Below are 13,557 nucleotides of genomic sequence, written 5' to 3' on the forward strand. Positions count from 1 at the left end.
GATGTCTCCGTCCCGTTACCTTCCTCTTGCGGGAAGGCTGGTGTTGCGCGCTGTTGAACAGCATCGAATTTACTTACACGTAGGTTAGTTGCCGGTAAGCCTGCCTGTCAAGCCCTTTTAGGATTGACATCGGGAGTCTTGGGTGACTTACTTACATGCCAGTAAGCTCTATAAAAATGGCTTGGAGGAAGCAGTGATCGACTTTTCCCTGACAGAAGAGCAGCGGTTGATCCGCGAAAATGCCCGCCAGTTCATTCGCAAAGAGGTGATGCCGCTGGAGTCCGAGGTGCTCCATCGCGCAGTCCGCGGCGGCCCCGACGAATTGACGCACGATGAACTGAATGAGCTCCAGCAGAAGGCAAGAAAGCTCGGCTTCTGGGGCGCCGATACTCCCTCGGAATATGGCGGGGCAGAGCTCGATAGCGTCACGCAGGCGCTGTTGCACGAGGAATGCGGCAAGACTTTTATCGGCTTTCAGTTCGGTGGCGCGGCAATGAACGTGCTTTATCTGCTGAATCACGAACAAAAGAAGGAATATCTCATCCCCTGCATTGAGCAGGAGCGCCGAGCGTGTTTCGCTCTGAGTGAGCCCGGCGTCGGGTCCGATGCTCGCGGAATCAAGACGTCGGCCGTTCGACGCGGAGACGAATGGATCATCAACGGTGAGAAAACATGGATCAGCGGCGGAAACGACGCTGATTTCGCGATGGTTTTCTGCCGCACTCCCGAGGAGGCCGACCCGAACTCCGTCACCGCTTTTCTGGTGGATCGGGCGATGGGATGGACGTCCTCCAGGATCCGCATGATGGGAGCGCATGACCCGGCGTCGCTCGTCTTCGACAATGTGCGCGTTCCCGCACGCAATCTCGTCGGAGAGGTCGGCGGCGGCTTCCGAATTGCGATGCAATTCATCTACAAGAACCGCGGCTGGCACCTTGGAGGACGGAATGTCGGCACCGCGGAGCGGCTGTTGGGCATGGCGATGGACTGGTCGGAAAACCGCGTGACGTTCGGCGAAAGGCTTGCCGAGCGCGAGAACATCCAATGGATGATCGCCGAGTCCGAGATCGAAATCCGCGCCGCTAAGATGATGGTTCTGAATTGCGCCTGGCAGGCCGACAATAAAATGGACTACCGGCATACTGCCTGCGTGTCCAAGTTCTACGTCGCGAATATGGCTAACCGCGTCGTAGACCGCGTGCTGCAGATCCATGGCGGAATGGGCTACGCAAAAGAGATGCCCATCGAAAAATGGTATCGCGACATGCGCATTCAACGCATCTGGGAGGGCACCGATGAAATGAACCTGCGCTGGATCTTCCGCAATCTTCGCGCGGGCCGCCAAGAAATCGGTGAGCTTGCGTGATGTCAAACAAGGCTCACACCGCCCCGCAGCTCGGCTCAGCGCGGAAGCTCGACACGCTCTTCAAACCGCGCTCCGTCGCCATCGTCGGCGCGAGTGACAACAACAACATGTCGCTGTGCGCGTGGCGAAACATTCAGCGTCATGGGTTCCCGGGTCCGATTCATCTCGTAAACGCCAATCAGGACCTGGTCCACGGCGCGCGCGCCGTCCGCTCACTGAGCGCGATTGGTGAGCCGGTCGACGTGATACTCTCGCTGGTCGGTGCGGCACGGATGCCTTCAATCATGGAGGAGGCAGCCGAATGCGGCTCTCGAAATCTGGTGATCGTATCGGGCGGGTTCGCGGAAGAGGGTGAGAAAGGCGCAGCCCTCCAGCGCCGGCTGATGGAGCTATCAAGCAAGAATGGCCAAATCGTTCTTGGACCGAACACTATCGGCTTTCTCAATCTTCACGCGAAGGCGGTCCTTTACGGGTCGCCCGTCGAGCCCCCCTCCTACCCCGATCACGCGATCCAGGCAGGGCCGGTAGGCGCAATCGTTCAAAGCGGCGTCATCGCTCACACCCTGATCCGGGGTATGCTGGCCCGGCGCCTCGGACTCAGCACCGTAGCGGCTCTCGGCAATGAATTGAATGTACGATTGCACGACGTCATCGAACACCTCGTTCAGGACGAAGACACCCGCGTCATCGCCATGTTCGTGGAGACGGTGCGAGATCACAAGGCTTTCCGCCAGGCATGTTTCCGTGCTCAAGCGGCCGGCAAGCCGATTGTCGCCATGCGGGCGGGACGATCGGTCGTGGGAGCAGCCACAGCGGTTTCGCACACTGGTGCGCTGGCAGGGGACGACGCCATCAACGACGCCGCTTTTCGCCAGTTGGGCATAATTTCCGTGGACTCGATGGAAGAGCTCATGGTCACTTGCGCGTATCTGGCCAACCACAGAGTGCCGAAAGGGCGAAGAGCCGCCTTTGTGTCTGTCTCGGGCGGCTTTTGCGAAATGTTCGCTGATCGTGCGGAGGGGGTCGGGATCGAGCTTCCCAAGTTGACGGCCAAGACACAAGCCGCGCTAAGGGACATCTTGCCGTCCAGCGCCATGGTCATGAATCCGATTGATACCACCGGCGTTGCTCAAACCGATCACACCCTTATTCCGAAAGTGCTGGAGATTGTCAGCCGAGATCCCAATGTCGAAGTCCTCTTCGTGGCTCATAACCAGTGGCATTGCGCGCCTGCGGACGAAAACCTCCTGCTGGAGCGATATCGGCCCCTCGGCGAGGCGATCCGCCGGTCGCCGATACCTGTGCACACTGTGTCTGACACGCTATCGGCAACCAGCGACTTCGAACTCAAGTTCGAAAGAGAGCTCGGCATTCCGCGCGAGCTTGGAGGTGTCTGGTTCGGGCTAAAGGCGTTCGCCCAGGCCATCCAGTGGCGCAGCAGCCTTAAAACACTTTCCGACACCGAGGAGCCAGAGCCTGTCTCCCCGGCATTTTCGCCAATGGAGCGACGGCCGCTGGCTGAGTTCGACGTCCTTCGCCTCCTTTCTGAAAGCGGCATCCCTGTCGTTCCCTGGCGTCTCGCGAAAGACAAGGAAGCGGCAATCGCGGCGGCCGAGCAGCTCGGATACCCTGTTGCATTGAAAGTCTCTTCTGCGCAAATCGCGCACAAGAGCGCTATCGGGGGCGTCGCACTCAATCTGCGGGACCAAGCGGCACTTTGCCAAGCTTGGGACAGAGTCATGTCGGCTGCGGACGAAGTCACCGGGGCGGTGATCGACGGAGCACTGATCATGCCGATGCGATCGTCCGGATTGGAAATGATTGTCGGCGTCAAGCGGGACGTCACGTGGGGACATGTCTTGATCATTGGACTCGGAGGCGTTTGGACCGAGCTCCTGCGCGATACCGTCGTTTGCACCTTGCCAGCGACATCCGCGGACATCAGAAAGGCCTTACAGCGGCTGCGCGGAGCACGCCTGCTGAACGGTGGACATGGGCTCAAGGCCGTCGACTTGGACAAGCTCGTGGGCGTCCTCCAGCAGGTCGCCCGATTGGGGCAATCGATCGGGGATGCGGTCGATGCCATCGAGATCAATCCCTTGAAGGTGGACGGGTCCAGCATGGAGGCTCTGGACGGACTTGTGGTATGGAGGGCTGAGGTCCGGCGCCAAGCTGAGGTATAGTACGCGCGAGATTCGCTACGAAGGAGTGTATGGGTTGGGTAACCCTTTAAGAGGGACGGCGAGCAAGCGCGGCGTGGTGCCGCCTGACGAAGACGCTCCCGCCAGGAGCGAAATGCGGGAACGCATCAAGCGTCTTACCGAACGGCTGCTCGTCGAGCGAGGCTACGCAAGCTTTCGGTTCCACGAGGTCGCCGAGGAGCTTGGGATCACGCGAGCTTCCATTCACTATCACTTCTCGAGCAAACAACGGCTCTGCGAAGAAGTCATTCTCGAAAACATCGAGAAGGCATCCAAGTACTATGAGGACCTTCTGACAGAGGGCGAGCTGAGCTTCGCCGATCGCCTGCGACGCGTGGCCAAAGGAAATCGGGCGCGATATCTGGATCACAATCCAAGCGGCGCCGGTAGACGCCCATGGGCGCTCATCTCCCGCATTCGTTTGGAGCAGGACCAGTTGCCGGCGACTGTACGCCGCGCGTTATTTGACTTTCGGCGCTCTCTCGAGCGGTCCGTACTCGGGGGCATCAAGCTTGCCATCACGCGCGGCGAACTGTCTCCAAACGCGCCGGCAAAGCAACTCGCCCTCCTGTTCATAGCTATCGTCAATAGTTCCGACGCGACCACGCGCGACACTGGTTCGTTTGAAGCAATGGAGGCCTTGTATCAGGCCTATGCAGACGTTGCACTGACAGCTTACGGGGCTGAACGGAAGTCGGGGAAAGCGTGAGATCGCGTGACAGCAGGGCACGCTCGCAAAGCAAGTACTGAAGTGCGATCAGCTGGTGTTCTCAGTTGCGCTACCTCTCCGTGCGGAAATCGCCCGCTCGTATCATTGTCGTCCGATTTGCTCAATTGGTGTGAACGTTACTATTCTGAGCCACGCCATGAACTTAGCCGAGACGTTCCTGCACATCGTTTTGATTCGACCTGCTTGGGGTTGATCGCGTTCTCAAGCGGGAAATCAAAGCTCTCTCCCGGAGCGCTAAAAGGTCTGCATCCATTTTCCAATGTCGAAGACGGCCCCCTCCGTTGTCGGGAACTGAGGACCCATGGTGAGAAAGCCGTGAATCTGCCCCGGAAAGTGACGATGAAAAACCGGCACACCCGCCTCAAATAGCTTTTCCACATAAGCCGCGCCTTCGTCCGCGAGCGGGTCAAATCCGGCCGTGAGCACATAGGAAGGCGGCAAGTTCGAGAAATTCCCGGCCAGCAAGGGGGACGCACGCCAGTTCTTCCGGTCACTCTCAGTGCTGAGGTAGAATTCGCGAAACCACACCATCGTGCTTCCCAGTACAGGTAGAGCAGCTTCGTCGAGCCGGTGGGAAGGATGACTGAAGGTCATGTCGACGGCAGGATAGATCAACAGCTGGAATGCGATGCTGTGAGATCCCTCGTTTCGACAATGATGGGCTACTATGGCCGCGAGATTGGCACCCGCGCTATCACCTCCCACACCAATGCGGTCGGGATCGAGTTGAAGACCTCGTGCATTTTCGAACACCCAATTCACGGCCGCAATTGCATCGTTGACGGCCGCAGGGAATTTGTTCTCCGGAGCCAGGCGATAGTCGAAGGCAATGACGGTGGCTTTGCTGGCAATCGAAAGCCTGCGACAGAGGATGTCATGCGAATCCAGATCGCCCAACACCCACCCTCCGCCGTGAAAGAATATCAAAGTGGGCCGCGGCTCTGCGTCGACAGTTGGACGATATATCCGCGCACACAGGCTGCCTTCCGCTGTCTGCGCTACGATGTCACGAGCCTCTGGGATTGCCGGGGATACAATTGCGGCCGCCTTCCTGGCTGCGGCCATTGCTTCACGGGCTTGCTGCGGTGTCATCGTTTCGTAGCGCGGCAGGCCAAGTTCGCGTAGTCTCGCTACGAATGCGGCACAATCCGGATCGAACGGCATAACCTGGAACTCCTTCGGTCGGACATCACTCAGCTTCAGCGTCGGCGATCGATGTTGGCCATCACCACGGCCGCAGGTCCGCGCGAGCGCCTATGCCGGCTATCTTGGAATTGCTGGACCGGCAAATCGGTATCCGCGCGTGGACTATCCGCAGCCTCCACTTGCCGGCTACGACTTATCCGGCCATTAGTGGCCCAGGCGAAATCTCCACCGCCGGCCCTCCAGGACCCAGCTCTATGACGACTAAGGCCAATTCCAGCAAACAGACCCATCTTCATCTCGACAGGTATGTACCCGGCCTGCTGCTGTGGCTTACGAACAAATTGGCGGGGAGCGCGTCGCAGGTCTATCGGCGACAATTCGGAATCAATGTCGTGGAGTGGCGTATCCTGTCCTATCTCGCCGTATATCAGACCGGAACCGGCGCGCAGATGAGTCAGCTGATGGGAGGGGACAAAGCTGGCCTGAGCCGGGGGGCCGCCGCCCTGCTGGACAAGAATTTGATCAAGAGTCAGCAAGGAGCGGGGCGGAATCTCGAATTCATGCTGACGGCAAGAGGCAGGGCCTTGCATGACCGCGTAGTCCGCCTTGCGCTCGCGCGGCAGGATGCCCTGCTGACCGGTTTGAGCAAGAAACAGGTCGACGAATTGATCACCTATCTCAACGTCCTCCTCCGCAATCTGCCGGCCGTCGAAGCGATCGACGCCAGCAAGTTCTAGGTGCTGTTCAGGCCGTGCCGTTGGAGGCATGTTCGATTCCCTACAGTGAGAGCGCGCCATCGACCGAGATTTCCGCACCCGAGATGTAGGCGCTTTCGTCGGAGAGAAGGAACAGCACGAGATGCGCAACATCCGCCACTGTCCCCATCCTCCGTAGCGGGATGAACGAAGCCCTCCGTTCCAGATCCCCGCGGGATCGTGCGCTCAACATTTCAGTGTCGATCAATCCTGGATGAATGGAATTGACACGGATGTTGAAAGGTGCAAGTTCGAGCGCCGCCGCCTTGGTCATGCCACGCACAGCCCACTTCGTTCCGACATAAGCGATGGCGTTCGGAATTCCCTGCAATCCCGCCGTCGACGATATGTTGACGATCGATCCGCCGTTGCGGCGCTTCAGGAGCGGCGTGGCCATCTTGAGGCCGATGAACACGCCGAGCTGATTGACGCGAAAATGCGCTTCCATCAACGCCGCATCGGTCTCATCGATGGTCCTGGGCAGATAAATGCCGGCATTGTTGACGAGGCCATCGAGGCCGCCGAGATCCTCGCAGCTCTTCATCGCAGATCGCCAGCTCACCACGTCGGACACGTCGAGATGCTGGAACACGGCGCGCTCGCCGAGACTTGCTGCAAGGGCATTCCCCTCTTCCGCCCGCACGTCGGCGAGCACCACCCGCCCGCCTTCCGCGACGAGCAGACGCGCCTCCTCCGCACCTTGGCCACGGGCAGCGCCCGTGATCAGCACCGTCTTGTCGTTGAACCGGCCCACCCTCGCCTCTCCATCAGGTTGCCCCCTGCGGTCATGTTCCGCAGGGGGCTGCACGTTCGCTCAGAGCGCTTCCATCGCGCAGCCGATCTCGTCCTTTGAGCCGAACAGTTGCTGCAGCTCGGCCTCGCCGGCGACAGCCTGCGCTTTCATCTTCAGCGTGTCCCATTGATCGGCGGGATTGGCCTGCGCCGTTCCCATCACCGGTCGGCGGATCAACTGGTGGTCCCACTCGCGAAACGAGACAGCCGACGATCCGACCTTGAATTTCAGACTCTCCAGCGTCTCGACGAGCTTGTTTGCATCGGTCGATTTCGCTTGTTCAATCGCGGCAAGAGCAAAGCGCGTCATGAACCAGCCGATCCAAACGCGATCCGTCGGCGGCTTTTTGTTGACCTTGCGATAGGATTCGACCATCTGCTGGTCTTCCGGCGGATTGGACGGGTCGTTGAAGTACCAGGTCTTGCCGTAGATGCCGGTCAGCGCATCGCGCGGGACGCTCCAGAGATCGGTGTCGCTCACGGCTGGACCGGCCACGGTCACCTGGCCGGTCATGTTGAATTCCTTCAGCTGCTTTAGGATTGGCCCGACATTGGGCAGCCCGCTAACGAGAACATCCGGCTTGGCCTGCCGGACCTTCAAAATGAACGAGCTGATGTCGGTGGTCTCGACTGGCACGCGGTCGACGCCGGCGATCGTTCCGCCCGAGGCCTTCAGAATGTCGCCGTAGGTCGACAACACATCGTCGCCGAACGTGAAATTCGCGATCAGGAAATACCACTTCTTGCCGACGGCGAGGAGCTCAGGCCCCATCGCGCGGGCGTACACCGGCACCGATGCTGGCGCGCGGAACATGAACCGGTTGCACGCCTTGCCCGTCACTTCCCGTGCCGCGGCGTTCAGGCCGATGAAGGGGATACGACTTCGCTTTGCCACAGCCCCCATCGCAAGCGTGGTGGCACTGGACGTACCGCCCAGTACGATCGACACCTTGTTGTCCTGAATTAGCTTGGTGATGTTCTGGGTGGCGGTCTGCGGATCGGATTCGTCGAGCCATGTTATCTCGATGTTTCGGCCGAGAGCCGTGTTGTTTGCTTCCTTCAGCGCGAGCTGCAGGCCGGCCATGAGGTCCGCGCCCTGCTGTACGAAGACGCCCTGCTTCGCGATGATGACGCCGATGCGCACCGGCTCATCCGCGAGCGCGGCGCCGATGAACGGCGCGCCAAACGCCAGCGCACCACCGGTCGCGGTCGCTGCGCCCAGCAAAGTTCGTCGCGACATTCCGCGCAGTGTTGATTTCCGCCCCTGCTCTTCCATGTCATTCCCTCTTGCTTTGTTGTTACAACTTCCGAACCCGGCCGTGAGTTGGTTCGGTCTCCTCATGCGCGATGCCGAGATACTTCGCCTGGAGCGCATGATCGGCGGCGAGCGTAGCTGCCGGCCCCTCGAACACCACGCTGCCGTTGACGAGGACGTAGGCGCGGTCCGCCACATCGAGGATCGCTGACGCGTCATGCTCGACGATCACGAGGCTGGCGCGTTCGCGAAGCTTGCTGATGGCCGCCGTAATGTCATCGATGACGGCAGGTGCCAGTCCCTCGAAGGGCTCGTCGAGCAGAATGAGGCGGCTCGGCGCCATCAGCACGCGTGCAATCGCCACCATCTGCCGTTCGCCGCCTGACAGGTTCTGCGCCTTCGCATCGCGGCGCTCACGCAATCTTGGAAACAGAGCGAAAATCTCCTCGAGCGGAGCTCCGCCCGGACGCACGGCAAGCCGCAGGTTTTCCGCGACGGTCAGGTTCGGAAACAGCCGCCGCCCCTCGGGAACGATCGAGACTCCCTTACGATTGACTTCGTGCGACGGCATGCCGATCAGCGACTGGCCGTCCAAGCGGATATCACCGCTATTGATATCGCAGGATCCGAGTATCGCGCGAAGCATCGTCGTCTTGCCGACGCCGTTGCGGCCGAGGATGGCTACCACCTCGCCCTCCCTCACCTCCAGATTGACGCCGTTAAGAATCCGGCTGCCCGTGTAGCCGCCACTGAGATCGGACAACCGCAGGATCGGCGCGGACGCGGCGGCGGCCGGCGTCGGGACGGACCGACCTGACGTCGTACCCGGACGGCGGGCACCATCGCGCTTGCCGAGATAGGCCGCGATCACCGCCGGATCTCGTGTAATATCGGCCGGCGCACCGTCGGCGATGAGACTACCGTTGTGCAGAACCGTGATCCGATCGGAGATCGCCAGCACGCGATCGATGTCGTGCTCGACGAGGAACACCGCATGCTCCTTGCTCAGACGAACGATCAGATCGGTGATGATCTGCCGATCATGCTCGGCAAGGCCCGCCAGCGGCTCGTCCAGCAGCAGCACTTTCGACCTCGCCGCCAGCGTCACCGCGATTTCGAGCAGCCGCTGCTCGCCATGGGCTAGGTTCTCGCACAGTGTATCGGCCCGGTCAGCGAGACCGACGGTCTCGAGAAGCGTCCATGTCCGCTGATTGAGGTCATCGATGCCGTAAGCATCCTTCCAGAACACGAACCTGCTGGACGTGCCCGCCTGTACGGCAATCCGCACGTTCTCGAACGCGGACAATCGGGGAAAGACGCGGACGATCTGGAACGATCGCCCGATGCCCATGCGCGCGCGCTGATGGACCGACGTTCGCGTGATGTCGCGTCCCTCGAAGAGAATGCGGCCTCCGCTCGGCGACAGCACGCCGGAGAGCATGTTGAAGAACGTGGTCTTGCCCGCACCGTTCGGGCCTATGAGGCTGTGCAGGCCGCGCGACCTGATCTGCAGGTCGATCTCCCTTGCGGTGACCACCGCCCCGAAATTCCGGGACAGCTTTTTCACCTCGAGGATCGGCCCCGTCACCACGGCATCGAAATGGCCGAGATCGTAGCGCCCGATCCTCGCGGGCCGCGGCGGGATACCGCCCCTCACCAGCGTGTATCCCTGCCGCCCGAGCAGCCGCTGATAGAGCCCGTGCAGCCCCTGGGGTGAGAACAGCGCCAGCACTATCACGATCGGTGCGAACAGCAGCCACCAGTTCTCGATGATCGAGCTCAGCGCATCCTGCAGCAGCAGGAACGTGATCACGCCCCATAACGGGCCGAGGAAATGATGAACGCCGCCCAGTACATTGGCGAGCAAGGCGTCGCCGGCGTGCTGCCAGTTCAGATTGTTGGCGTAGGCGCCCTGGACCAGGAAAGCGAGCAGACCTCCCGCGAGCCCGATGACGGCACCTGACATAACGAAGGAGCAGAGCTTCAGCCCATAGACATTGTAGCCGAGGCTCCGCGCTCGGGTCTCGTTCTCCCGAAGCGCCTGAAATGTGCGACCAAGTGGCGAATGGCCGAACCGCCAGATCCCCCAGAGCACGCAGACCGCGAGGCCAAGACACAGCAAGTGAAAGGCCTTCGGGTCCTTGATCAGCACGCGCGGAACGTCCTGAAGTCCGTTCTCGCCGCCGGTCACATCGGTCCACTTGAATGCGACCTCGAAGGCGATCTGCGAGCAAGCCAGGGTCAAAAGCGAGAAATACAGCCCCCGCCTCAGCAGCACTACGGAGCCAAGAACAAATGCGACGAGCACTGTGAGTGCTACGGCCAAAGCCAGGGCCTCGAGCTCGTTTCCGAGATGACGCAGTGCCGCGATGGCCGCTATGTAGGTCGCCGTGCCGAAGAACACCGACGCGCCGAACGGCACGAGGCCGGTATACCCGAGCATGATGTTGAGCCCGGCCGCATAGAGGACATAGATCACGATCTCGGTGATGATCGACAGGTGGGCTTCCGTCACGAAGGCGTAGGTCGTCAAGCCGCCCAGCACGACCGAGAGCACGACGATGGGGTGGTTGAGCGCAGTGCGGATCATTCGAACCGTTCCCACGCCGTTCCGAACAGGCCCCTCGGCCGCAACAGCAGTACCAGGGCCATCAACAGATACATCGCGATGCCCGAAAGCTCAGGCGCGAACTGCACCGACAAGGCGGTGACGACGCCGACAAGAAGCCCAGCCACGATCGCGCCGGAATAGGACCCAAGTCCGCCGATCGTCACGATGACGAAGGCCGGCATGCTCGCCGCCGAGGACATTGACGGTGTCATGGTCCACAATGGCCCAGCCAGCACGCCGCCAGCGCCCGCAAGGAAGCAGCCCAGGGCGAAGGCACCTGTGCGAACTTTCGGGAAATCGATGCCGATCCAACCCAGCATCTCGGGGTCGCGGCTGCCCGCACGTAGTATCCTGCCGTAGGGCGTCAGCGCAAAGAAAACCCAGAGCAGGCCCAGGATGATGACCGTCATCCCGAGCACTGCCAGACGGTAGGTGGTCAGCAGGACTGGTCCGATCTCGACGATCCCCGCCAGGGCCGACGGCGGGCTCATCGGCAGCGCCATCGTTCCCCAAATCGAACGGACTACAGCCTCGATGAGCAGGGCGAGAGCAAATGTCACGACAAGGCTGAGCAGCGCTCCCTCGTTGTAGAGACGCCAGACAATGAGCCTTTCGCAAGCCACGCCAATGATGGCCACGCCGATCGGCGCGAGGATCACGGCGGGCCAGCCGAGCGACCCGATGATCGTCACCGCAATATACGCACCGAGCGCGAAGAAGGCGCCGTGCGCAAAATTGATGATGCCGAGGAGACCGAAGATGATCGACAGGCCGATCGCGATCAGGATGTAGAGAACCCCAAGCACCAAGCCATTGGCGAGTTGCGATACGATGGCCTCAAGCATTGGAGCGACATCCCGCGGCCGCCGCGGTTTTGTTCTTTCCGTCGCAGGAAAGAACGCTGCGAGTCGCACACATCGAAATTCCTCCCATGCAAAGATCGTTGTCATCAAATCGTCGTCGCAACCTCATGTCGTCACGGCTTTCAGGCCAGCACCGCCGGATCCACATCCGCTTCACAGGCGGCTATGCGAGGCTGAATCCCTCGTAATTCTTCCTGGCGATATCGACGATGCGGTCCCGATACACGGCCGCACCGCCGAGATAGGGCATGAAGATTCTCGGCTTGCCCGGGATGTTGGCACCGACATACCAGGAGTTGGCATTTGGCATCATCGTCTTGCTGGCGAGTTCGTTCGAATGAGCGACCCACGCGGCTTCGGCTTCCGCGTTGGCCTCGATCACCTTGCGCTTGTTGGCTTTCAGATATGCCATGCACTCCGCGATCCAATCGACGTGCTGCTCGACCGACGTGACCATGTTGGTGAAGACGGATGGGCTCTGGGGACCTGTGATCAGGAACAGGTTCGGGAAGCCCGCGACCGCCATGCCGATATAGGTCTTCGGCCCGTCGCCCCAGCGATCAGCCAACTTCAGCCCCCCCGCCCCGCGATGTCGATACGCTTGAGTGCGCCGGTCATCGCGTCGAAGCCGGTGGCCATGACGATGATGTCGAGTTCGAACGATTGCGATTTTGTCCTCACGCCCGTCGCCGTCAGGCGCTCGACTGGATCGGAGCGGATGTCGACCAACGTGACATTGCTGCGATTGAAAGTCTCAAAGTAAGCTGTATTGACGCAAATGCGTTTGCCGCCGATGCCGTAATCGGTCGGCATCAACTTCTTAGCCACTTCCTGGTCGCGCACCAGGGCACCTATCTTGCGCCGCACGAATTCGGAAGCATGCGCATTGACCTCGGGGTCGCTGGTCATGTCTGGATAGGCATACATGAAGCTGATGCCGCCGAGCTTCGTCCACCGCCGCTCGAATTCGGCCTCACGCTCTTCTCGGCTGACCTCCCGTCCGGGCTTCGTGCCGGCCATGTTGAGCGTATTGTTGCGGGTATTGCGCGCGGCGAGACGGCGCTCCGTATATTCGGCCTTCCAGGAGCGCTCGTAGTCCTGGGGCATCGGCCGGTTCAGCGCCGGGATCGAGTAATTGGGGGTGCGCTGGAAGACGTAGAGATGCGATGCCTGCGCGGCGAATATCGGCGTCGCCTGGATTCCCGAGGAGCCCGTACCGATCAGACCGACGCGCTTGCCGGCCAAGTCAACGCCTTCGTGCGGCCAGTCTGACGTGCGATAGATCGGCCCTTTGAAGTCGTCGAGCCCGGGAAAGTCGGGTACCATCGGGATCGACAGACATCCCGTGGCCATGATGCAATAGGACGCGAAGAAGACCTCACCGGCCTTGGTCTTCACCTCCCACGTGGCATTCGTCTCGTCGAAGCGCGCCGAAACCACGCGCGTGTTGAGCTGCACGTCCCGCCTCAGGTTCAGCCTGTCGGCGACGAAATTGATATAAGCCAGGATCTCCGGCTGCGCCGCGTAGAGCTCGGACCACTTCCATTCCTGCTGGATCTCGTTTGAAAACGAGTAGGAATACTGCATGCTTTCGACGTCGCATCGCGCGCCGGGGTACCTGTTCCAATACCATGTACCCCCGATCGAATCGGCCGCCTCAAGCACCTTGACGGAATAGCCGTCCTGCCGCAGCTTGTGCAGCGCATAGAGGCCGCCAAACCCAGCTCCCACCACGATCACGTCAAGTCTGGCAGTCATTTCGGGTTTCCTCCAAATTCGTAGACCAGGTCTGAACAGCCCTCACATTCCGATATATGCGGTATGTTGAGTTCGCAACA

At 60.6% G+C, this 13,557-nt stretch carries 11 protein-coding genes; 4 read left to right on the top strand and 7 right to left on the bottom strand.

Translation table 11 applies throughout. From position 1 onward, the window contains the following. Positions 1 to 193: 193 nt before the first annotated feature. The 3 genes from ACNJX8_RS36050 to ACNJX8_RS36060 all read left to right on the top strand — a co-directional run bounded on the left by ACNJX8_RS36050 (position 194) and on the right by ACNJX8_RS36060 (position 4,276). Complete coding sequence (locus ACNJX8_RS36050; RefSeq protein ID WP_439358569.1) at positions 194 to 1,366, top strand: acyl-CoA dehydrogenase family protein; 1,173 nt, start codon at positions 194 to 196, stop codon at positions 1,364 to 1,366. Further along, positions 1,366 to 3,549, top strand: a complete 2,184-nt coding sequence (locus ACNJX8_RS36055; RefSeq protein ID WP_439358570.1) for an acetate--CoA ligase family protein — start codon at positions 1,366 to 1,368, stop codon at positions 3,547 to 3,549. Before ACNJX8_RS36050 ends, ACNJX8_RS36055 begins: the two co-directional genes overlap by 1 nt. A gap of 112 nt (positions 3,550 to 3,661) precedes the next feature. Continuing rightward, entirely contained in the window at positions 3,662 to 4,276 is a 615-nt protein-coding gene (locus tag ACNJX8_RS36060) for a TetR/AcrR family transcriptional regulator (RefSeq protein WP_439358571.1), read from the top strand. A gap of 255 nt (positions 4,277 to 4,531) precedes the next feature. Here ACNJX8_RS36060 and ACNJX8_RS36065 read toward each other — a convergent pair whose 3' ends face one another. Continuing rightward, positions 4,532 to 5,461, bottom strand: a complete 930-nt coding sequence (locus ACNJX8_RS36065) for an alpha/beta hydrolase (RefSeq protein WP_439358572.1) — start codon at positions 5,459 to 5,461, stop codon at positions 4,532 to 4,534. Positions 5,462 to 5,697: 236 nt separating this feature from the next. Here ACNJX8_RS36065 and ACNJX8_RS36070 point away from each other — a divergent pair, with 236 nt between their 5' ends. Further along, the gene (locus ACNJX8_RS36070) at positions 5,698 to 6,180 is read left to right on the top strand and encodes a MarR family winged helix-turn-helix transcriptional regulator (protein ID WP_439358573.1); all 483 of its coding nucleotides are present in this window, start codon (positions 5,698 to 5,700) and stop codon (positions 6,178 to 6,180) included. 40 nt (positions 6,181 to 6,220) lie between these two features. Here the strand turns inward: ACNJX8_RS36070 and ACNJX8_RS36075 are convergent, their stop codons facing one another. From ACNJX8_RS36075 to ACNJX8_RS36100, 6 genes are all read right to left on the bottom strand, one after another. Beyond that, on the bottom strand, positions 6,221 to 6,952 hold the full coding sequence (locus ACNJX8_RS36075; protein WP_439358574.1) for an SDR family NAD(P)-dependent oxidoreductase: 732 nt from the start codon (positions 6,950 to 6,952) through the stop codon (positions 6,221 to 6,223). A gap of 60 nt (positions 6,953 to 7,012) precedes the next feature. Then, positions 7,013 to 8,266 carry an ABC transporter substrate-binding protein gene (locus tag ACNJX8_RS36080; RefSeq protein ID WP_439358575.1) on the bottom strand — a complete coding sequence of 418 codons (1,254 nt, stop codon included), beginning with the start codon at positions 8,264 to 8,266 and terminating at the stop codon, positions 7,013 to 7,015. Positions 8,267 to 8,288: 22 nt separating this feature from the next. Continuing rightward, entirely contained in the window at positions 8,289 to 10,835 is a 2,547-nt protein-coding gene (locus ACNJX8_RS36085) for a branched-chain amino acid ABC transporter ATP-binding protein/permease (protein WP_439410302.1), read from the bottom strand. Beyond that, entirely contained in the window at positions 10,832 to 11,701 is an 870-nt protein-coding gene (locus ACNJX8_RS36090; protein ID WP_439358578.1) for a branched-chain amino acid ABC transporter permease, read from the bottom strand. Before ACNJX8_RS36090 ends, ACNJX8_RS36085 begins: the two co-directional genes overlap by 4 nt. Before the next feature lie 181 nt (positions 11,702 to 11,882). Next, entirely contained in the window at positions 11,883 to 12,287 is a 405-nt protein-coding gene (locus ACNJX8_RS36095) for a hypothetical protein (RefSeq protein WP_439358579.1), read from the bottom strand. 2 nt (positions 12,288 to 12,289) lie between these two features. Continuing rightward, positions 12,290 to 13,477, bottom strand: a complete 1,188-nt coding sequence (locus tag ACNJX8_RS36100) for a flavin-containing monooxygenase (protein WP_439358580.1) — start codon at positions 13,475 to 13,477, stop codon at positions 12,290 to 12,292. Between the last annotated feature and the right edge of the window lie 80 nt (positions 13,478 to 13,557).

The sequence above is a fragment of the Bradyrhizobium sp. SPXBL-04 genome (assembly GCF_051853035.1).
GTDB classification, from domain to species: Bacteria; Pseudomonadota; Alphaproteobacteria; order Rhizobiales; family Xanthobacteraceae; genus Bradyrhizobium; species Bradyrhizobium zhanjiangense.